At 37.1% G+C, this 21,225-nt stretch carries 18 protein-coding genes; 8 read left to right on the forward strand and 10 right to left on the reverse strand.

Going from position 1 to position 21,225, the window contains the following annotated elements:
* The first annotated feature begins 432 nt into the window (after positions 1-432).
* Together LQV47_RS01375 and LQV47_RS01380 are read left to right on the forward strand one after the other, a co-directional pair.
* A complete protein-coding gene (locus tag LQV47_RS01375; RefSeq protein WP_230032974.1) occupies positions 433-843 on the forward strand; it encodes a BrxA/BrxB family bacilliredoxin in 411 nt (136 codons plus the stop codon).
* A gap of 106 nt (positions 844-949) precedes the next feature.
* A complete protein-coding gene (locus tag LQV47_RS01380) occupies positions 950-2,464 on the forward strand; it encodes a GH3 auxin-responsive promoter family protein (RefSeq protein WP_230032975.1) in 1,515 nt (504 codons plus the stop codon).
* A gap of 58 nt (positions 2,465-2,522) precedes the next feature.
* Here LQV47_RS01380 and LQV47_RS01385 read toward each other — a convergent pair whose 3' ends face one another.
* From LQV47_RS01385 to LQV47_RS01430, 10 genes are all read right to left on the reverse strand, one after another.
* A complete protein-coding gene (locus LQV47_RS01385) occupies positions 2,523-2,936 on the reverse strand; it encodes a hypothetical protein (protein ID WP_230032976.1) in 414 nt (137 codons plus the stop codon).
* A gap of 27 nt (positions 2,937-2,963) precedes the next feature.
* On the reverse strand, positions 2,964-3,332 hold the full coding sequence (locus LQV47_RS01390; protein WP_230032977.1) for a hypothetical protein: 369 nt from the start codon (positions 3,330-3,332) through the stop codon (positions 2,964-2,966).
* A gap of 4 nt (positions 3,333-3,336) precedes the next feature.
* Entirely contained in the window at positions 3,337-4,308 is a 972-nt protein-coding gene (locus LQV47_RS01395) for an endonuclease/exonuclease/phosphatase family protein (RefSeq protein ID WP_230032978.1), read from the reverse strand.
* A gap of 73 nt (positions 4,309-4,381) precedes the next feature.
* The gene (locus LQV47_RS01400; RefSeq protein WP_230032980.1) at positions 4,382-5,377 is read right to left on the reverse strand and encodes an endonuclease/exonuclease/phosphatase family protein; all 996 of its coding nucleotides are present in this window, start codon (positions 5,375-5,377) and stop codon (positions 4,382-4,384) included.
* 9 nt (positions 5,378-5,386) lie between these two features.
* Positions 5,387-6,115 carry a rhomboid family intramembrane serine protease gene (locus LQV47_RS01405; RefSeq protein WP_230032982.1) on the reverse strand — a complete coding sequence of 243 codons (729 nt, stop codon included), beginning with the start codon at positions 6,113-6,115 and terminating at the stop codon, positions 5,387-5,389.
* Between the two features lie 5 nt (positions 6,116-6,120).
* Positions 6,121-7,914, reverse strand: coding sequence for a DNA mismatch repair endonuclease MutL (gene mutL, locus LQV47_RS01410; RefSeq protein WP_230032984.1), 1,794 nt, complete (start codon positions 7,912-7,914; stop codon positions 6,121-6,123).
* Positions 7,915-8,160: 246 nt separating this feature from the next.
* Positions 8,161-8,988, reverse strand: a complete 828-nt coding sequence (locus LQV47_RS01415; RefSeq protein WP_230032986.1) for a YoaK family protein — start codon at positions 8,986-8,988, stop codon at positions 8,161-8,163.
* Between the two features lie 28 nt (positions 8,989-9,016).
* Complete coding sequence (locus tag LQV47_RS01420; RefSeq protein ID WP_230032988.1) at positions 9,017-9,511, reverse strand: hypothetical protein; 495 nt, start codon at positions 9,509-9,511, stop codon at positions 9,017-9,019.
* Positions 9,512-9,740: 229 nt separating this feature from the next.
* A complete protein-coding gene (locus LQV47_RS01425) occupies positions 9,741-11,144 on the reverse strand; it encodes a HAMP domain-containing sensor histidine kinase (protein WP_230032990.1) in 1,404 nt (467 codons plus the stop codon).
* A 3-nt stretch (positions 11,145-11,147) separates the two neighbouring features.
* On the reverse strand, positions 11,148-11,855 hold the full coding sequence (locus LQV47_RS01430; protein WP_230032992.1) for a response regulator transcription factor: 708 nt from the start codon (positions 11,853-11,855) through the stop codon (positions 11,148-11,150).
* Between the two features lie 178 nt (positions 11,856-12,033).
* Between LQV47_RS01430 and LQV47_RS01435 the strand changes: the two genes are divergently transcribed.
* From LQV47_RS01435 to LQV47_RS01460, 6 genes are all read left to right on the forward strand, one after another.
* The gene (locus LQV47_RS01435; protein ID WP_047489807.1) at positions 12,034-12,603 is read left to right on the forward strand and encodes an XRE family transcriptional regulator; all 570 of its coding nucleotides are present in this window, start codon (positions 12,034-12,036) and stop codon (positions 12,601-12,603) included.
* Positions 12,604-13,083: 480 nt separating this feature from the next.
* Complete coding sequence (locus LQV47_RS01440) at positions 13,084-15,909, forward strand: TonB-dependent receptor (RefSeq protein WP_230032994.1); 2,826 nt, start codon at positions 13,084-13,086, stop codon at positions 15,907-15,909.
* Positions 15,910-15,918: 9 nt separating this feature from the next.
* Complete coding sequence (locus LQV47_RS01445) at positions 15,919-17,217, forward strand: DUF5690 family protein (RefSeq protein WP_230032996.1); 1,299 nt, start codon at positions 15,919-15,921, stop codon at positions 17,215-17,217.
* An 11-nt stretch (positions 17,218-17,228) separates the two neighbouring features.
* Positions 17,229-18,383 (forward strand): TIGR03364 family FAD-dependent oxidoreductase, encoded by a 1,155-nt coding sequence (locus LQV47_RS01450; protein ID WP_230032998.1) that lies wholly within the window; start codon positions 17,229-17,231, stop codon positions 18,381-18,383.
* Positions 18,384-18,389: 6 nt separating this feature from the next.
* Positions 18,390-19,058, forward strand: coding sequence for an HAD-IA family hydrolase (locus LQV47_RS01455; RefSeq protein ID WP_230032999.1), 669 nt, complete (start codon positions 18,390-18,392; stop codon positions 19,056-19,058).
* Positions 19,059-19,461: 403 nt separating this feature from the next.
* Positions 19,462-21,210 carry a LamG-like jellyroll fold domain-containing protein gene (locus LQV47_RS01460; RefSeq protein WP_230033008.1) on the forward strand — a complete coding sequence of 583 codons (1,749 nt, stop codon included), beginning with the start codon at positions 19,462-19,464 and terminating at the stop codon, positions 21,208-21,210.
* Positions 21,211-21,225 lie beyond the last annotated feature (15 nt).

The raw sequence follows: 21,225 nt of genomic DNA on the forward strand, positions 1-21,225 counted from the left end.
TTCGGGTTTCGGTTTATCCCGATCTCGCAAACGTTTTCTCACAACTAAAGGATATTCAACCTTTGCATATCGATTTGATTAAAGAATCCCGGGACTGTAAAGTCCCGGGATTCATTTTTGGATATTTAAGTTTATTATTCAGTTCAAATTAAACTGAAAAAAAGAATATTTAACTGCGGTTTATGCCGAGTTAAATAATTTGTTAGCCTGAGGGAAAGCTGCAATTGTTTTTTTCATGGTCGTTTGTTTTTTCAGAATCATTTCAAATTTAATAAATATATTTTATTATTCCTATTTTAAATTCAATTATTTTTAAATATTGTTAAAATATTAATATTACATTAATTTTATATGACTAATCCAGCGATAGTTATTATATATTGATCAAACGTAAAGAATTGTTTAACTTTGTAGCGATAAAAAACAAAATATATGTATCCAACAGATTTAGTAATGCCTATGAAGGCTGAACTTACAGATAAAGGTTTCCAGGATTTAACTTCTCCTTCTCAAGTAGAAGAAGCTTTAAAGCAATCGGGAACTACACTATTGGTAATCAATTCAGTATGTGGATGTGCTGCAGGAGCAGCAAGACCTGGCGTGGTATACTCTTTGACAGGAGATAAAAAGCCCGACCACTTAACAACTGTTTTTGCGGGATTTGATACTGAAGCTGTAGCAGAAGCAAGAAAACACCTTGCTCCGTTTCCTCCAAGCTCTCCTTGTGTTGCTCTTTTCAAAGACGGAGAATTAGTTCATATGCTGGAAAGACACCACATCGAAGGGAACCCTGCAGGGGCTATTGCCGCTAACCTTCAGGCTGCTTATGATGAGTATTGCTAAGAAACAAATAAGCTAAAAAGCAAACCGTTACAAAATATGTAACGGTTTTTTTATTTAACATCATAAAAAATTCTCTGAAAAATCAAATATTATTATATTTGTTGGAATGGCAACCAAGGCACTTTTTAATACTGTAGTCAACTGGTTTATCCGTCAAAGGATAGATCAGATACAAAATTTCATGGATCATCCCATTGAAACACAGAAGGGCATATTATTTTCCCAACTGTTTCATGCAGAAGATACGGAATACGGTAAACTACATGGATTCAATTCTATTTCGAGTTATCAGGACTTTAAGAATAAAGTTCCGATTGTCACCTACGAAGATTTTGAACCTTATATTGAAAAAGCAAGACAGGGATATAAAGACGTAAGCTGGCCAGGCCTTATTAAACATTTTGCCAAGTCCTCAGGAACCACCAACGCCAAGAGTAAATTTATTCCTATTTCAGCGGAAAGTCTTGAGTACTGCCATATGAAAGCAGGAAAAGATATGGTTTCTATTTACGCAAACAACCATCCTGAAAACCAGCTTTTCACCAATAAAAACCTTCGTTTGGGGGGAAGCTCAGAGCTCTATGCTGATTTTAACACCAAGTTTGGGGATCTGTCTGCCATTCTTATTGACAATCTTCCTTTTTGGGTTGAAATTACAACCACCCCAAGTAAGAAAGTTTCTCTGATGTCTGAATGGGAAAGTAAATTAAAAGCCATTACCTCAGAAGTGAAAAATGAAGATGTAGGCAGCATTCTTGGAGTACCGAGCTGGATGATGGTTCTTCTGCAGAGAGTATTGAAGGAAACGGAGGTCGGCAGTATCTCGGAACTATGGCCTAATTTGGAGGTGTTTTTTCACGGCGGAATCAGTTTCAAGCCCTATCGGGAGCAATACCGCAATATCATCGGAAAAAACATCAATTACTACGAAATTTACAATGCTTCTGAAGGCTTCTTTGGTATCCAGGACAGATCCGATAGTGATGAAATGCTTCTTATGCTTGATTATGGCATTTTTTATGAGTTTATTCCAATGGACCAATTCCATTTTTCCAATCCGAAAGTAGTGAACCTGGAAGATGTTGAAATTGGTAAAAACTATGCTATGGTGATTACAACCAATGGTGGATTATGGAGATATTTGATTGGCGATACGGTAGTCTTCACTTCTGTTAATCCTTTCAGAATAAAAATAACGGGACGAACGAAACATTATATCAATGCGTTTGGCGAAGAACTGATGATTACGAATGTGGAATCTGCGCTTTCGAAGGCCTGTGAAGCTACAGGCGCTCAGGTTACCGATTTTACAGGCGCTCCTGTTTTCATGAAAGAAAATGAAAGCGGCGCTCATGAATGGATCTTTGAGTTCAGCCACTATCCCGATAACTTAGACCTGTTTATTGATGCTTTTGATCAGCATCTGAAGACCATCAATTCGGATTATGAGGCTAAAAGATACAACAATATAACCCTGAAAAGACCGGTAGTTCACATTGCCAAGCACAACTTATTTTATCACTGGCTGGAATCTAAAGGAAAGCTTGGAGGACAGAATAAAGTACCAAGACTGAGCAATGACAGAGAATATATAGATCCGTTACTGGAACTTAATAAGTAGATTTTTTTTCAGGACACAAGACTCAGCATAAAAAAACCGCAGTTTCCTGCGGTTTTTATTATTTACTTAAATCTTCTTTTACTTTTTTGGCAGCGTCTTCAACTTTTGAGGCTCCTTGTCTTGCGGCATCTTTTGCATCTTTTCCTGCTTCCTGCACCCCGCTTTTTATATCCTTTCCTACCTTATTAAGGTCCTGTTTGGTCTTGTCAGCTGTTGCATCAATCTTATCTTTCGCTTTCTGAGCTGCGTTATCAATCTTATTTCCAGCTTCATCCACCTTTGTTTTAATGTCTTCTTTTGTCTTATTGACTTTTGAACTGTCAACAATATCAGAAGGGGTCTCTGTGGTGGTAGTTGTAGTGGTGGTAACTGATCCGTCAGGATTTTCTACCTGTTCAGTTTTCTTTGTCGATTTTGTGCATGCTATTGTGAATACTGAAATCACTAATGCTGCTAAGATACTTTTTTTCATATTGTATACTTTAAATAAATGATATTATTATTCGGTTTTGGTTTTGGTATCGGGTGCAGATGATGCTTCTGAAACTTTCTGTTTCTTTTCAGCATCTGTTTTTTTCTTATCTTCTTCCTGCTTCTTTTTGGCCTCCTTATCCAGCTCTTCTTTAAGTTTCTTTTCTTCTTCCTGAAGCTTTTTAACCTGTTTTACGGAGTCCAGATACTGTGGAGAAGACATTCTTATCTTTCTGGCAATATCTACAGAAACAGCACCCGTAGAAAATGAATCTATTGCCGTTGTATCATACTGTATTTTAACTTCCTGTTCATTACTAAAGCCCGCAGATTCTTTTTTGGAACATGCGATGAACAGAATGATAAAAATAAAAGCAGCAAACCCTAAATTTTTCATGGAACTAATTTAGCAGAAATTCTGCAATTACAGGATAATGATCCGATAATTTCACAGATTGATCCACTTTATAGCTTAGAGGAATAATTGATTTTGAAGTAAAGATATAATCTATTCGCAAAGGTACCTTATAATCATGAAAGCTACTTGCACTTCCTTTTCCCGCCACCAAAAAGGCATCCTGAAGATCTTTCCCTAAATTATAATATTCATAAGAATTGGGAACAGAGTTAAAATCTCCTGCTAAAATAACAGGATAAGGAGATAAATCTATTATCTTTCTTATTTTCTTAACCTGATCTTCATGGGCTTGAAAAGTAGGAATCATGTGGGATAGAAGAGCGGATATATTTCCGGCACCAAAAGCATCAAGCTTCGTAAACATTGATTTATGAAGCCGGAAGGGTTCCAGGTATACATTGACAATCCGTACAATTTTTCCATTGATATCTATATCTGCATAGAAAGAATTGCCTCTTGCTTTCTCTTCAATAATTTCAGCCTGACGTACGATTTTATGTTTCGTTTTAAGGATAACCGAAGGATATTTTACAAGATCCTGTCTTAATTCACGGTTGGTATCTTTCTCCTGAACCAGGATAATATCTGCATTTTGCTCTTTAATATAATTTTTCACTTTATCCCATCCATAATCTCCATATTTTACATTAAAGGTTAAAACTTTGATATCTCTTATGGTCTTTACATTCTCTACTTTTGGAGAAAAATTAACCCATCTTCTTATTGGGTTATAGAATAGAAAAATTCCTAAAGCAAAAGCTATTGCCACTTTTTGCTTCTTAAAAATCCATACTACTGTAAGAATAATATACGCGAACATCAGATATGGGAAACCCAGAGAAAGAAGATTAAGGTTCCCAAAAATATTTGGAGGAACCCATGCATTTCCCAACGTGCATAGCAATAAAACAGCAATAACAATATGTATAAATAGCAGTATCTGGTTCGGCTTCATGAAAAAATGGTCTTGGTACGTATTTTTTTAAGCAAAAACCCTACCAAGCACCCATATTTAACTTTTTTTATGATTATTTACTACCTGAAGAAAACTCAGAAATGACAGGATAATGGTCTGAAAAACTGACAGAACGGTCCACTGCATAGGAAACAGCCTTCACAGACGGAGAAGAAAAAATGTAATCAATCCTTATAGGAAATTTATAATCATGGAAGCTGGTAGCACTTCCTTTTCCGGCATTCACAAATGCATCTTCAAGTCCGGATGACAGGTGGTAATACTCATAAGAATTGGGAACCGAATTAAAATCTCCAGCCAGGATCACAGGATATGGTGAGCTTTCAACAGCATTTTTAATAAGCTCAACCTGTTTTTGATGGATTTTAAAAGTAGGAATAAGCCTTTTTACAATATCCTTCATCTTTTGCTCATTGGCATCAGAATTTCCGTTAAGGGTCACCATCTCTCTTTCAAACTTAAAAGGATGAAGATAAACATCCACAAACCGGTATATCTTTCCTTTTATCTCAATATCAGCCTGTATTGCCGGGGGAATTTCACTTTTTTCCGGAAAATCGAGTTCTTTACTATCCAACACCTTATGTTGTGTAAGGATCGTTCCCACTCCCGAAAAATTCACTCTTTTATAATCTTCAAGGTGTGGAAAATCTCCTCCTCTGCCTTCCTGTAAAAGTATGACATCTGCTTCCTGCGATTTTAGATACTTTCCGATCTCCTCTTTCCCCATAATTCCTCCCTTCACGTTAAAGGAAACTATTTTAATATCTGCCTTCTCTTTTTTATCAGAAGAAAAATTAATGATCCTTTGTATCGGACTGATAAAAACCAATCCCATCAGCATGAATACAAAAGCCCTCTTTTTCCAGCTGAATATCCAAAAAACAGTCATCAGAATATAAGCAATCATCAGGATAGGAAACCCTAACGAGAGCAAATTAAACCATGGAAATATCTTAGGCGGAACATAGGCATTCAGTAAAGAAGCCAATAAAAGGAACAAAATTCCTACGTGCAGAATCAGGATGATAAGTCGAAAAATCTTCACAAAGCAGCTTTAATTAAATCTGTATAAATGTTTTCTCCAGTTTCTGGCCAATAACCATCCTACCAAAGCTCCTCCAACGTGAGCTAAATGGGCAATACCTCCCCCATTTCCTGAAACACCAAGATATACCGAAACTACAATAATAATGGGCATAAGGTACTTCACTTTCATAGGAACCGGAATAAACATTATTCCAATTTTTGAATCAGGATACAATGCGGCAAAAGCTGCTACTACTCCAAAAATTGCACCAGAAGCCCCCACCATAGGAGTTGCTACAATACCCTTCAGGCTTTCCAGTAATTCTTTTTGTCTGACAACAGTATCTCCACTTCCAGCAAATTCTACATTTGCTCCGGACAAATATGAGCTTACATTAAAGCCTAGTTGCTGTAATTCATTAGAAATCTGCTGAACTTCTACAAAATTCCATAAATTAAAGAGAAAAAAAGCACCTAATCCGCTCAAAAAGTATAGTATCAAATATTTTTTATCCCCTAATGTCTGCTCGAGAATAGGTCCGAAACTATACAGGGTGAACATATTAAACAAAATGTGCATAAGACTTCCATGCATAAACATATGGGTAATGATCTGCCATGAATGGAAAAATGGAGAAAACGGATAAAAGCCGGCAAGATAGCCAATCACCTGATTTCCCATAAAATACGTCACAGCAAATACTATCACATTAATAATGATAAGATTTCTTGTAATCGGTGGTATATTGTTAAACATATTTTTTAAAATTTGTTTTTAAAATCATTAAACGGAACTTCATAGAAACATCTTTTTCCGTCCGGTAAAAATTCTGGGAATCCTAATGCTGTAAAATCTTTAATAAGCTGCTCCGCATCTTTTTTATAAAGGAAGTCAAATCTTGACTTCGAATGCATTTTGGCCCATTGATTCTGATAATACTGCATAAATTCTTCTTCTGTCTTATACTCCAGGATCTCAAAAAGGTTCTCCAGAAACTTCATAGCCTGTGTTTCTTTCAGTCCTTCGGGAAGTGAATCTATTCTCAGTACACTTTCATGAGCAATTTTCATGTCAAACCCGAGTTCCGGAAGATATTTTTTGATAGAATTATATTTATTCTTTTCTATTTCGTTCATGTGATACTCCAGGGAAAACAGGAGGGCATGGCTGTTGGTATTGGATTTCTTTGATGCAGATTTATTATTGTTTTCAGAAACCACAAGCCTGTGCATTCTTCCAAGATCCAGCATCAGAGTCATATCTCCTTTATTGAACACCCAGTATCCGTTGGGAAGCCTCATCAGGTCTTCATCAAAATCTTCATCTTCAAATAAATTGATTTTGGAAGGTTCTGCTGTGATATTCTGGCTGTACATTTCTGTAAGATTCTGAATCTCCTCCGGAAGTACAATATTTTTTTCTTCCAAAAACGGATTATAGTCTTTATCAACAATAATTTCAGGCATTTTTATAATTCCTCCGCCGCCGTTTCCTTTACTGGGAATAGGTTTATTCATCATTTCGTCTAAATCCGGATCTCTGTCAAAATCAAGACTTGGAGAAACATTATAAATTCCCAACGATCTTTTTATCGTGGAACGAAGCAACGCAAAAATAAGATGCTCATCTTCAAACTTCACCTCAGTTTTCTGTGGATGTATATTAACATCTATTTTTTCAGGGTCCAGCTCCAGATAAAGGAAAAATGATGGGACATATCCCGGTAGCAGGAGCCCTTCAAAAGCTTCCTGAACTGCTTTATTGAAGTACGGACTCTTGAAATATCTTCCATTCACAAAAAGAAACTGTTCGCCTCTGTTTTTCTTGGCTCCTTCCGGTTTTGCTACAAACCCATGAAGCTTACACCAGATAATATCTTCTTTGATAGGAATAAGCTGGGGCTGCAGTTTTCTTCCGAAAATATCTACAATACGCTGCATCTGGCTCCCTTTTCTGAGCTTGAAAACCGGTTCATCATCATGAAACAACGAAAACTCCAAACCTTCATGTGCCAATGCAATACGCTGAAATTCATCGATTACGTGCCTGAATTCAATATTATTATTTTTCAGAAATTTTCTTCTGGCAGGGACGTTATAAAATAGATTCTTCACTAAAAAATTGGATCCGTCCGCCGTTTGTATCGGGTCCTGAAACTGAAAAACTCCACCTTCAAGGTAAATATTGGTTCCAATGGATGCGTTTTTCTGCTTTGTTCTCAATTCAACCTGTGAAACGGCCGCGATGGAAGCCAGCGCTTCACCCCGAAATCCTTTTGTAACAATTTTAAAGATATCTTCCGTTCCCCTGATTTTGGATGTAGCATGTCTTTCAAATGCCATTCTGGCGTCTGTTTCAGACATTCCTTTTCCATCATCCACTACTTGAATCAGGTTTTTCCCGGCGTCCCTGAGAATCAGTTCGACCTTAGACGCATCTGCATCAATAGCGTTCTCCAAAAGCTCCTTCACAATGGATGCAGGCCTCTGCACCACTTCTCCTGCTGCAATCTGGTTAGCTACATGATCCGGTAAAAGTTGAATAATATCTAACATAAAAAACGTAAATCAACTTACAAAAATAGACAATGAAATTGGGAATTAAAACATTAAAAGAGGGAATTAATATTTAATTATCAACATTTCAACAATGCAGCTTTTTACAGACTGAGCCTCAAACCATTCACTACAGCAGTTTTATATAAAGATCAATCCCCTATTGTTCTTACACAAATAGAGGATTGATTCACAGCTAGTTTATACAAAAAAAATTAATAGTGATATTTATTTATCATTCCACATTCAGTCTTCAAAGGCCAGTTTTCTTTTCTTTTCTCTTTCTGGAATTCCGTGGATCTTCTCATACAGATAAGCCAGAAGATTGGGTTTTTTATAAATCCTGTTGTATCTGTATTTGGTATTAAAATGTCTCATATGAATTTTATAAGCATCGTATCCTATCACAATTAAAAGACACAGGCTGATCACATAAAACACTCTGAATTCCAGATAATAATAAGTAAGCCCCGAGAATACTGCTCCTAAGACATAGGCAATCATGATACTCAAGAGTAATTTTGCCCTTCCGATCAGCTCGCCGTTTTTTCTATATTTTTTTTGGGTAAACATAGAAACCAGAATTCCCAGGTCGGTAGTTGTTCCGGTAAGGTGAGTTGTTTTTACTGAAAAGTTTGATATACTGGCCGTTAAGCCATTCTGAAGACCTGTAGCAAAAAGCATTAATGCTACCAGATATTCTGTTTCTTCCAAAGTTTTCTGATAATAAAACTGTCCGTATACACCTACGAAGAGAAGACATATAATCTCCAATACAATAGGCATGGAATGGGCAAAATATTTGCTTTTTTTATTGAAATTAATGACAATAAAATTGGATAGAAAGCTTCCGAAGAAGAACAAAAAGATCCATCCAGCCACCACTCCCACCTGTGCCCAGTTGGCCTTGCTGATTTCTGCTGCCAAAACAGCGTAATGTCCCGTTACATTCGATGTAAAAGAGAGAAATATTAATAGGGATGCTATATTTATAGTACCTGCTGTAAATGCAGTCAGCGTCCCCAATCTGATATTATCCCCCAGTGTCCTGCTGTTACTATAATTTCTTAACATTTTTTTATTTTTTTAGTTTGTGTTTATTTTAGACCTCTACAAAGATCTCTGCAAGCCTTCCTCTTTCCGGAAGCCTTTCTCTAACCTCAACGGCAATTTCATGAGACTTCAGCTCTTTGCAATTCTTGATATAAGGAATAAGATCAAACTTTCCTTTACCCTTACTTTTAATAGACGAAGAATAATAAGCTTCTTCTATATTCTCTGCGCTCACGTACTGATTGAATGTTCTCTGAAAGCTTCCTGTAAAAACATCACAAATAATCTTATTGACCAGATGAGGATATTTATTCTTCACGATTCCGTAAGCATCGCAAAACTCCGCCGGCCTGATCTTATTGAAAATGGATGTTTTGGTATTGAATAAAAGATCTCTGATAGAATCTCCGGAATCATATCCTGATGTAAGCAGGATATCATATTGGTTTTCGTCATTCGCAGCTTCTTTCTCTTTTAGCACTTTTTTCAATATGTTTAATGACTCAAGAGAGTAATCCGTTGCAATTAAAATTGTTTTAGCCATGTTCTTTTATTTTGTTTTGTGTTTATCTTTTTTGATGATACAAAACTAGAACGACCAAATTAGAAGACCTTTGGAACGGAATTAAAATGTGATTAAAGAGATTAAAATGAGATTAGAAAATTGTTAAGAGAAATTAATGTGGGGAAAAAACAAAACAGTAATTTTGCATAAATAAATGATATTCAGTCTATTATATATCCAACCTGTATACTTTGAATAATTTGAGGGATTAAGCGCCCTCCTGCTGTGTGCTGTAGAAATTAGGGAAACGCATCTGAACCGTAGTTCCCTGATTTTCGTGCGAGCTTACAATCAGCTCACCGTGATGCATTCTTACGATATTTCTCGCCAATGGAAGCCCAATTCCATAGCCTTCATAATTGTTGGTATTGGAAGCCCTGAAGAACGGATCGTAGATTTTATTCATTTCTACCTCCGGAATCCCGATTCCATTGTCCTTTACAATGATATAGACATCTGTATCCGTGGCTCCTAAAGAGACTTTTACCTGCTGGAAATTAGAATATTTACAGCCATTACTGATGATATTGGCAACCGCAAGATGCAGCAGCTGCTCATTCCCCTGTACTTTTAGCTTCTTTGGATTATCAGGAAGCATACTGATATCGAGATAGATATTATTCCTGGAATCTATTCTTCTTAGCGTTTCAATCACATCCCACAGCAGCTGGTCAATTCTTACCTTATCCATTTTCTGGATCTTACCGTCAAACCCGGTTTGGGCAATCATTAATAAAGCTTTGATCTTTTTATCCAGTTTTTCTGCCTCATCAAGGATGATTTCCAGCGTTTCTTTATATTCTTCAGCGGTTCTGTTGATGGAAAGTGCTACATCCGCCTCTCCCATAATGGAAGTAAGTGGAGTTCTCAGTTCATGGGAGACATTGCCAATCAAATGGTTCTGGGTCTCAAAAGAGGTTTCAATCCGGTTGAGCATATCATTGAAAGTGTCTACCAGTTCATTCAGTTCCTTGTTATCCGGTTGAGACTCCAATCTTAAGTGAAGGTTTTCAGAACTGATTTCTTTTACTTTTCCCGTAATTTTTAAGATCGGCCGGAACAGTGTCTTGGATAAATAAAAAGAAAAAATCATACTGAAGAACAAAGAAAGCACAATACAGGTGAGCAGTGTTCTTTTTAAAAAACCAAGATAATAGACCACATAATGGTTCTTGGCAGAAGCAATAGCGATATAGTCTTTATCTTCATATCTGAAAGTCTGCCCGATATAATAGAATTCCTTATCATTATAATTAGCCTCTCCCTGCTTGATAATATTTTTAAAAAAATAAGATGGAATATGAACTTCCTGGGATATCTTCTTGAAATTGGAATCTGTAGGGACTGCAAAAACATAATCTTTTTCCATGGGAAGCTCTTCATCATTCAGGCTACTGAGGACATAGTTTTCCGGAAGATCAAGATGGTCTTTGCTTTTTTCTATCTGCACAATAGTTGCTGTACGGATCTTCAGCAGTTCATAAAATCTCTGATGTGAAAAATTAACGATCGAAAAATAAACCAATCCACTGAAAAGCAATATAATGACAGTAAAAACCAGCATTAAAAGCACCATCGTTTTGGTCTGATTTGTGATCACTTTATTAAACATTCATTACGATTTTTTCAGGACGTAGCCCATTCCTATTACTGTATGAATCAACTTATTATCATCCTGGCTATCCAGTTTCTTCCTTAAGTAATTTACGTAGACATCTACCACATTGGTTCCCAACTCATAATTGACGCCCCATACTGCATCCAGAATTTCCGCTCTGGAGATCACCTTTTCGGGATTCGTAAGGAAATAGACTAATAATTTATATTCAGTAGAGGTAAGCGTAATTTCCTCCCCTCCACGGGTTACTTTTTTTGTATAGTCGTTCACGATAAGATCAGAAAACTGAAAAACATGCTCATTATCCGGTTCCGGTTCAACTGTTTCCTGCGGCCCATTGTTATTGCTTCTTCTTAACAGAGATTTCACACGGGCTACCAGCTCAATGAATTTAAACGGCTTTACCAGGTAATCATCCCCTCCGCTTTCTAACCCCAGCACAATATTTTCAGAAGTTCCCAATGCCGTTAAAAACAGAATAGGAACGCTCTGATTGGTTTTCCGGATCTCCTTACAGACATCCAGCCCATTCATTTCCGGAAGCATAATATCTAAAATCACCAAATCGAAATCATTTGCCTGAACCAGCTGTACTCCGGTACGCCCGTCAAAAGCGACAGAAATTTCATATCCGTTTTCCTGAAGTCCCTTTTTAATAAAAGACACCACGCTGGTTTCGTCTTCGATAAGAATAATTTTTTTCATAAATGAAATAACGAGTTTTACAAAAATAGGGAAATTTTGGGATGAACAAAATTGCTCTTCTCCCCTCAATAATAATTTTAAATGAATTGAGACCCTTCCTTATCCAACCTACATAGAATAATACTACCTTTGTTTTTCATATAATGACGAAAATAATTTAGGTTAAATTGAATACAGCATGAATGACTTTTTAATAGGTATCGGCAAGCGATTAAAGGATATTAGAAAAAAGAATAATTTAACCATTAATGAACTGGCATTCAAAGCCAATGTAAGCAATGGCCTTGTTTCCAGAATCGAAAACGGCAGAACAATACCTTCTCTTCCGGTGTTACTTGACCTCATCCAGTCTTTGGAAATTGATGCAAGCTATTTCTTTGAAGGGGTAGAGAAAAAATCCCATGCAAAATTCATTTACGTGCCGAAAGAAAGCCAGCAGCTCATAGAAAAAGAAGTGGAAGCTGAAGGTTTTAAATACATGCATATCTTCAGTAAAAGTCTTCATTCTTTAGGCTTTGAAGCGGTATTGCTGACTCTTGAACCTAATTCTAAAAGAGAAAAAGTGATCACAGATGCCTGGGAGTTCAAATTCGTCCTGAAAGGTGAAGTAAAATATGTTATTGATAATGAAGAAATCATTTTAAAAGAAGGCGATTCTTTATATTTTAACGGAAAGTTTCCACATGTACCCGTAAGCATCAGCAATGAAAGCTGTGTAATGCTGGTTCTTTATTTTTATACTGCATAGATTTTCACAACTTCATGTAACACAAAACCTTACCTTCTGTTTCTAATATTATAAAGAAGTGAAGGTGGAAATATTTTCTCTTTACTTCCCATCCTCCATTTCTTACGAGGTTATATAAGCTTGTACCCTAACCTGTTCTCCGTTTTGTTCTTTCAACTTCTAAAGTTGACAAGCAAAAGTTTACTATTTGTAAACTTCTAATTTTCTTATTTTGGATAAAATGAACGTAATGTTAATCAAAAACACCCTTCTCATATTCCATTTAAAAATTAAATAAAAACATCAAAGCAACCTCATAAATACATTAAAATAAATAGTTTAATATAAAGACTAAATCAAAATATTCTTTTATACAAATATTTTTAAGGTAAAATAAAAGTAACAAACAGCCTTGATTTATTAAACAATACTTAACATCAAATATTTATATATATTAAAATTATTAGCGTGATTTGCATAAAAAATTTAATATATGTAAAAATGAGAACAAACTTAGAGAAATTACTAACCCTTGCTTCTGTCTGTATTGTCACTTCTGTTGCAGCACAAAAGCAGCTCATTATAGGAACTGTTCTTGATAACAGCCAGCCCCTTCCCGGCGCCACTGTAAAAATAAAAGGTTTATCTAAAAATATAACGACTGATATTGACGGAAAATTTACGATCAATGATATTAAAGAAGGTCAGTACAATTTACAAATTACCTACATAGGATATGAAACAGCAGATATCATTATTACGCTAAAGCCTGATCAAACTGTAGATCTAGGAACCGTTATGCTTTCTCAGCCCCGAAAAAATATTGATGAAGTTGTGGTTACCGGTACTTTGAAAAATACAGAAGCAAGAGCTTTAAATCTTCAGAAAAATGCCATCAATATCACCAATGTCATTGCATCAGACGGAATTGGAAAACTTCCGGACAGAAATGCTGCAGAAACCGTACAGCGTGTACAGGGTGTCTCTATCGAAAGAGATCAGGGAGAAGGAAGGTTTGTTTCATTAAGAGGACTTCCTCCTTTCTGGGCCTCCACAACCATCAACGGAAACAGGCTTCCCACCGCAGAGGAAGAAACAACTTCCAGAGCTACGGCATTTGATTTTTTCCCAACAGAGCTGATCTCTTATGTACATGTCAATAAGTCATTTACCCCGGATATGGAAGCGGATGGAATTGGTGGTGGTGTTAATTTCATTACCAAAACTCCTCCCATGAAAACAGAGTTTAAAGCAACATTGGGAAGCGGTTATAATGCCAAAGCGGATAAAGGAGTTTATAATATCGGCCTTTTGTATGGCGGAAGAACAAAGGATAAAAAATTCGGATACTTATTCAATTTTGCCCATTTCATCAGAAACTGGTCTACTGACAATTTTGAAGCGAGAAGAAGTGGTGACGAAGGGGTCTTCAGAATGGAGCTTCGCGATTACAACGGTGTAAGGAAGACAACCGGAATTAATGCTGCCTTTGAATATGTTCTTTCCGCCAAAAATACCATCTATGTAAAAGGAATGTACGGCACCTTGTCTGATGATGAAACCCATTATAAACACAGGGTTCGCTTTGACAAATTCAGCAGTACCAATAATACGGCAAGAGTAGAACTTCAGAATATCCATAACTTACTGATCACAGAGCTTACTTCTGTTTCATTAGGGGGAATTCATAAGTTAAATAAAGGAAAAATCGACTGGGATCTTTCTTATTACGACAATCAGTTCAAGTATGGGAATATCCCTGACAAGCAGAACAATTCTTATTATGTCATCAAGTATACCCAATCCGGAGTAGGAATCAATCCTGATTATATTTCTGATCATGGGAATGGTCCAAGAGCCTACTGGAAAGCCGATGGCGGAAAATTGGATTACAAAAACCCTGATGCCTTATTTGGCTTCTACAGCGATCCTAATTTTAAAATGGATGCTTCACAAATGAAATTTACAGACCTTGAATTTTACAAAGTCTTTGTTCAGGAAAAAGATAAGATTGTTGCGGCCTTTAACCATGAGATTAATGCTTCTGATAAACTGACCCTGAAATATGGTTTTAAGTACAGGGATAAAGAGCGTAATGCAAGGTTTTCAGATATTTTTTACACCTGGAACAGCGGAGCGGCTCCTCTTTTATCAGAGTATTCCCAATTCATTACTTCACAACCGAACGGAACCAAGTATCTCAGTGAAATGAACGCACACATCGGAAACACTTTCGGTCCGGTACTTTCTACCTCAGGAATGAACCAGTTCTGGTTTGACAATCAAAAAAACCTGAAGATCAACACTGCTGATTCCGAGGCTTTAGAATATAATAAAGCGTTAGGAAGAAACTTTGATGTTCTGGAGAAACATGCTGATGCATTTGGAATGGCAACCTATAAAGTGAATGATAAGATTACAGTTTTAGGAGGAATAAGATTTTCCAACACCAATACCAAGGTAAAAGGCTATAGCGTGATCGATGATGTACTGACCCCTGTTGAAAATACTAAAAATTACCTGGCAGTTCTTCCCATGATCCATGTAAAGTATACATTAAACGATAAAACGAATCTTCGTTTTGCTGCCACAAGAACTTTCTCCAGACCTAACTTCGGAGATCTTACGCCGGGAGGAACGTATAGTGAAGCGGATAATGAATTCAAGGGAGGAAATCCCAACCTTAATCCAACATATTCATTAAACTTTGACCTGATGGGAGAATATTATTTCTCCAATGTAGGGATCCTGAGCGGGGGTGTTTTCTATAAATCCATTACAGATCCTATTTTCCAGGATTCATTCATTGGAAATTATAACGGGATCAATGGGGTCCAGTTTACAGCCCCAAACAATGGAAATACAGCATGGCTGGGAGGTATTGAACTGGGAATCAACAAGAGGTTTGATTTCCTTCCGGGCTTCCTTCAGTATTTTGGAGCCCAGGTGAATGCCACTTTTATGACCTCAGAAATGGAGAAGCCAAGCGGAAGAAAGGTAAAACTTCCTTACCAGGCCAAAGAACTTTATAACATACAGCTCTTCTTTGAGAAAAAAGGCTTCAATGCAAGACTTGCTTATAATTATAAAGGAAAGTACGCTGTAGAATATGCTGAAGATGATACTAATGACTCTTATTATGGTAAATACAGCAGCCTGGACTTCGGAGGTTCTTACCAGTTTACCAAACATCTAAGTCTGTATGCGGATATCAACAACATCCTCAATAAACCCCTGATCTATCACTTTGGAGAAAATGAAGACCGTCCTGAACAGGTGGAATATTATGGGGTAAGATGTAACCTTGGAATAAAACTGAACTTCTAAACCCAAACAATGGCCAGAACAATCAATCCAAAAACACTGGTAACACTGAAAGCTGCTTTTGCCGCTTTTGGTGTTTACTTCTGCATGTACGGTTTCAGAAAACCTTTTACCGTAGCCTCTTTCGAAGGACTATCCTACTTCGGAGTAGATTATAAAATCCTGATCATCATTGCACAGGCTGTAGGGTATTTCATTTCGAAATTTATTGGAATTAAATTCATTTCCGAATTAAAACCTGTAAAAAGGCTACATTATTTATTTTCCTTTATTGCCATCGCAGAATTATCATTATTAGGGTTCGCGGTCATTCCCGCTCCCTATAATATCCTTTTCATGTTTCTCAATGGTATTCCACTGGGAATGATCTGGGGTATTGTTTTTTCCTACATAGAAGGCCGTAAAACAACTGAAATTATCGGATTATTTCTGTGCTCAAGCTTTGTGGTTTCTTCGGGGTTTACAAAGTCTGTAGGAAAGTTTTTGATGGATACTTTTACTATTTCAGAATTCTGGATGCCTTTTTCTGCCGGGCTGATTTTTATTGTCCCTTTGCTTATTTCAGGAATTCTTCTGGAAAAGATTCCGAAACCTACTGAAGAAGATATTCAGCTTAAAAGTAAAAGAAAGCCTCTTAACGGAAAAGAAAGGAAAGAACTTATCCGCCAGTTTTTTATCCCTGTTGTCTGCATAATTTTTCTCTATATCTGTTTAACGGTCCTAAGGGATTTCAGAGATAATTTTAACCGCGAGATCTGGGACGGTCTTCACTTTACATTTGACAGTTCTGTATTTACATTGACAGAAATCCCCATTGCCATCATGGTTCTTTTGATTTTAAGCTGTATGGTAAAGGTTAAAAACAACAAAAAGGCTTTTGCTTATTATCACTATATCCTCTTTGCCGGAATTTTAACGGTGGGGCTTTCCACCTATCTCTTCCAGCAGAATTTATTATCGCCGTTTTTATGGATGACGATCTCCGGATTTGGAATGTATATCTGCTATATTCCTTTTAATGGAATTTATTTTGACAGGATGATTGCCGCATTTGATATTAAGGGCAATGTAGGCTTTCTGATCTATATGGTAGATTCCTTTGGGTATCTGGGAAGTGTTCTGATCTTACTGTATAAGAATTTCGGTTCTGCACAGACTTCATGGCTAAGCTTTTATATCAGTCTGAATTATATCATTACGGTCAGCGTTTTAATTCTTTCGGTTATTGCCTTTCTGGCTTTTAAAAAAAAGGCAAAACCCAATTCTAATTCTAATCAATACATCAATTTCGATACTTCGAAAATCTTATAAATTATAGTAAAATGAAAACAAAATTTGATTTACTCATTGTGGGAGGCGGAATCTTAGGAACATTCCATGCCTATCATGCCCTGAAGAAAAATCTGAAAGTAGCTTTACTGGAAAGAAATGCGCTGCCCCAGGGTGCAACGGTAAGAAACTTTGGACAGGTAGTACCGTCCGGAATGGATCTTAAATGGCAGAATTTCGGGAGAGAAAGCCTTGCTATATATAATGAACTTCATGCTCAGGCAGACCTTACTATCAGGCAAAACGGCTCTGTATACATTGCTTCTGATGCTGAAGAGCTTCAGCTTATTGAAGAACTCTATGAAATCAACAGAAACAACGATTATGAATCTGTTTTATTATCTAAAAATGACTGTATCAAGAAGTTTGACGGCCTACGCTCGGATTATTGCAAAGGAGGGTTGTTCTTTCCCCAGGAGCTTTCTGTAGACTCTGCAGATATGATTGTAAACCTTCACAAGCTTTTACAGGAAAAAATGGGGCTGGAGATCTTCTACAACACCACAGTTATTGAAACAGGTGAAGATGACCGGAAATGTACTGTGATCACTGCTGAAGGAACAGAATTTTCTGCTTCCCGGATTATCATCTGCGGGGGACATGAATTTAAAACATTATACCCTAAAGTATTCAATGAAAGCGACCTGGAAGTAAGCAAACTGCAGATGCTGCAAACCAAACCCCAGGGAATTTATTCTCTTCAGGGAAATATTCTTACCGGACTTTCCGTCAGAAGGTATGAATCATTCAGTGAATGTCCTTCTTTCCAAAAAATCAAATCATTGGAAGATCCTCATTCATTTGAGAAGAAATATGGCGTTCATATTCTTTTTAAGCAAGCTCTTGACGGCTCTATCATTCTTGGTGATTCCCATGAGTATGCTGATGCTAAAAATGCGGACGACCTTGGATATGATCTCAATATGGAAATTGATGAATTCATGATCCATGAAGCAAAAAAAATAATTGACCTTCCTACGTATGAAATTCAGAGAAGATGGTTTGGAGTGTATTCCCAGTGCAAGACGAAAGATATTTTCGAATACAGCCCCTCTCCGAATATCCACATTATAACGGGTATCGGAGGAAAAGGAATGACCGGAAGCGGAGGATTCTCCAAGTTTAACATAGAAAAAATTTACGCATAAAATTCAATGAAAAATATAGAATTACTGGTTCTGGATATGGCCGGAACAACAATTGATGAGGACAATGTAGTGTATAAAACCTTAACAGAGGCTGTCAACAGCCACGGTTATTCTGTGAGCCTGGAAAAAGTTCTTAGAACCTGCGCCGGAATGGAAAAGCTGGAGGCCATCACAAGTCTTTTGAAGGATATTAAGGGTAGTGGAAATGATGCCCCTTTTATTTTTGAAAACTTTTCCGAAAAATTAAAGGAAGCTTACCGTGATCTTGATGTAAAACCCATCAACGGTACAGAAAATTTTCTTCTTGCCATGAAAGCCCAAAACAAAAAAGTGGTTCTCAATACAGGATATACCGCTGAAATTGCCCAACAGCTCCTAGACAAATTGCAGTGGAAAGAAAACGTACATTTTGATGCTCTGATCACTGCTGATGATGTTTCAGAAAGCAGACCGAGTCCGGAGATGATCAATCTGGCTATGAAAAAATTCAATATCACGGAACCCAAAAAGGTCTTAAAAGCTGGTGATTCCGTGATTGATATTGAAGAAGGAAAAAATGCAGGATGCGGGCTAACCATCGCCGTGCTTTCCGGTGCCCAAAGCAGAACAGAGCTGGAGAAAGCAAAACCCGATTATATCCTAAATACAATCTCTGAAGCTGAACATATTCTTTAACAACTTCTTTTTCAACTTTATGTAATACAAATGACACAAGTGTTTTGTGTCGTTTGTTTTTTAATAAGTAAAAAGTGAACCGCTCCGTCATCACTCCGGAAAAGGGGGAATTTTAGTTCCTTCGATTGGCTATTTATAAAAAATGTTTGATTTTTCTACTTATTGAGATTACATTTTATAAACTATTTACTTATCAATTAATTAATTTTCCGTTTACATATATTTACAAATAGTAAACTAATTTTACAATAGTTAAAAATAAATTACTATTTGTAAACTTTTCATTAAATCCTTATCCCATGAAAACAAAACTATTCTCAATGGCTGTTGTGATGAGCTGCTTCCTTGGAGCTCAGACCAAAAAGTTCTTTTTATTGGTATCGACGGATGTCGGGCAGACGTCATGATGTCTGCCAATACTCCAAACATCAAGAGCCTCATCAACCAGTCTATTTATTCTCTTGACGGGCTTTGCGCTGCTACTACATGGAGCGGAAACGGATGGAGCACCATGCTTACTGGCGTTTGGCACCCCAAACATAATGTGCAGGATAATAATTTTACCAATCCCAATTATGTAAATTATCCTGACTTTTTGACGAGAGCAGAAAGCCACAACCCTAATTTAAGAACAATTTCCCTCGCACATTGGGCGCCTATTAATGATAAAATTATTCAGAATGCAGATGTGAAGTCTAATCTGGCAACGGATCTTGCTGTGAAAAACGCAGCAGTTAATGCGCTGCAAAATGACAACCCTGATATTCTGTTTGTAGATTTTGATGATGTAGACCATGCAGGGCATTCTTATGGCTTTTCTTCAGCTGTTCCGCAATATGTATCTTCTATTCAGACCACAGACTCATATATCGGAGAGATAGTGAATGCAATGAAAAACAGAGCCGGTTATCAAAACGAAGATTGGCTGGTTGTTTTAACTACAGATCACGGTGCGGTAGATAGCTCGCATGGCGGGGGAAACCTTTCGGAGAGAAATATTTTTACCGTGTATTCCAATCCAGGATTTACTCCTCGACAGATCAGTAAAACAATTTTAGAGTCCAATAAAACTTTCAATCAGCTGAGTTTCCCGGCTGGAACTTATGCAAAGCCAACAAATCAGAATCTTTTCAACTTTGGAGCAAACCAGGATTTTACCATTGAATTTTGGGTGAAACCCAATGCTGCCTATTCCAGCGATCCTGTCATGATTGGGAATAAAAACTGGGCCAGCGGAAAAAACAAAGGGCTTGTGGTCTCAGGATATTCCGGACAGACATTTAAAATGAATATCGGTGACGGAACAAACAGAATTGACCTGGTAGGAGGAAAGGTAGAAACCAATAAGTGGAAGCATATTGCCGCCAGTTTTGATAGAGATGGCCTTGTCACTTTATATGAAGATGGTGTTCCGGTCACTTTTGCCAATATGAATACCATCGGAAATATTGATTCCGGTCTTCCATTAACGTTAAATCAGGATGGAACCAACACGTATGGACTCAACCTTCCCGCATCTTATAAAGACATCAGAATCTGGAAATCTGCTCTTCCGAATAATGTAATCGTTAACTGGGCCCATCAGGATATTACCCCTTCACATCCTTATTATTCTCAGCTGCTGGCCAACTGGAAGTGTGATCATACCTCAGGAAATACCATCACAGATTCAGGTCCCAATTCCAATCACATGACCATAACAGGATCTCCGGCTTATAGTGTCAATACCTCCGCCAGTTTTAAAATCTTTGACTACACCTCTACAACAAGAGAAACAGATCATTTTCCAACGGTACTGAACTGGTTGTGTATTCCGGTACAATCCACTTGGGGAATTGATGGGATAAACAGAATTCCAGTTTGTTCAAACGGTGTTTTAGGAGCTAAAGAAATAAGGAGAAATACTGGTGATTTCACCATCTATCCCAATCCTGCTTCAGCAAGCATAACCATCCTATACACCTCTGAAAATAAGGAATCTAAGGCAGAAATCATTGATGCTAAAGGGATGATTATTTCAAGTCTTCATTTGAAATCTTCCAATGGGTATTACAACGAAAAAATAAATATTGAACCCCTTCCGGCTGGTATATACTTCATTAAACTTAGCGGAAGTAAAAACTCACTGACAAAGGCCTTCATTAAGAAATAACAGTAAAGCAATTAG

The organism is Chryseobacterium sp. Bi04, assembly GCF_918698085.1.
Taxonomy (GTDB): domain Bacteria; phylum Bacteroidota; class Bacteroidia; order Flavobacteriales; family Weeksellaceae; genus Chryseobacterium.

What these genes read in the sequence shown, in the direction of transcription:
- LQV47_RS01375 (WP_230032974.1), top strand. Translation starts at nt 433, where the DNA reads ATGTATCCAACAGATTTAGTAATGCCTATGAAGGCTGAACTTACAGAT.
- LQV47_RS01380 (WP_230032975.1), top strand. Translation starts at nt 950, where the DNA reads ATGGCAACCAAGGCACTTTTTAATACTGTAGTCAACTGGTTTATCCGT.
- LQV47_RS01385 (WP_230032976.1), bottom strand. Translation starts at nt 2,936, where the DNA reads ATGAAAAAAAGTATCTTAGCAGCATTAGTGATTTCAGTATTCACAATA.
- LQV47_RS01390 (WP_230032977.1), bottom strand. Translation starts at nt 3,332, where the DNA reads ATGAAAAATTTAGGGTTTGCTGCTTTTATTTTTATCATTCTGTTCATC.
- LQV47_RS01395 (WP_230032978.1), bottom strand. Translation starts at nt 4,308, where the DNA reads ATGAAGCCGAACCAGATACTGCTATTTATACATATTGTTATTGCTGTT.
- LQV47_RS01405 (WP_230032982.1), bottom strand. Translation starts at nt 6,115, where the DNA reads ATGTTTAACAATATACCACCGATTACAAGAAATCTTATCATTATTAAT.
- mutL (WP_230032984.1), bottom strand. Translation starts at nt 7,914, where the DNA reads ATGTTAGATATTATTCAACTTTTACCGGATCATGTAGCTAACCAGATT.
- LQV47_RS01415 (WP_230032986.1), bottom strand. Translation starts at nt 8,988, where the DNA reads ATGTTAAGAAATTATAGTAACAGCAGGACACTGGGGGATAATATCAGA.
- LQV47_RS01420 (WP_230032988.1), bottom strand. Translation starts at nt 9,511, where the DNA reads ATGGCTAAAACAATTTTAATTGCAACGGATTACTCTCTTGAGTCATTA.
- LQV47_RS01425 (WP_230032990.1), bottom strand. Translation starts at nt 11,144, where the DNA reads ATGTTTAATAAAGTGATCACAAATCAGACCAAAACGATGGTGCTTTTA.
- LQV47_RS01430 (WP_230032992.1), bottom strand. Translation starts at nt 11,855, where the DNA reads ATGAAAAAAATTATTCTTATCGAAGACGAAACCAGCGTGGTGTCTTTT.
- LQV47_RS01435 (WP_047489807.1), top strand. Translation starts at nt 12,034, where the DNA reads ATGAATGACTTTTTAATAGGTATCGGCAAGCGATTAAAGGATATTAGA.
- LQV47_RS01440 (WP_230032994.1), top strand. Translation starts at nt 13,084, where the DNA reads ATGAGAACAAACTTAGAGAAATTACTAACCCTTGCTTCTGTCTGTATT.
- LQV47_RS01445 (WP_230032996.1), top strand. Translation starts at nt 15,919, where the DNA reads ATGGCCAGAACAATCAATCCAAAAACACTGGTAACACTGAAAGCTGCT.
- LQV47_RS01450 (WP_230032998.1), top strand. Translation starts at nt 17,229, where the DNA reads ATGAAAACAAAATTTGATTTACTCATTGTGGGAGGCGGAATCTTAGGA.
- LQV47_RS01455 (WP_230032999.1), top strand. Translation starts at nt 18,390, where the DNA reads ATGAAAAATATAGAATTACTGGTTCTGGATATGGCCGGAACAACAATT.
- LQV47_RS01460 (WP_230033008.1), top strand. Translation starts at nt 19,462, where the DNA reads ATGATGTCTGCCAATACTCCAAACATCAAGAGCCTCATCAACCAGTCT.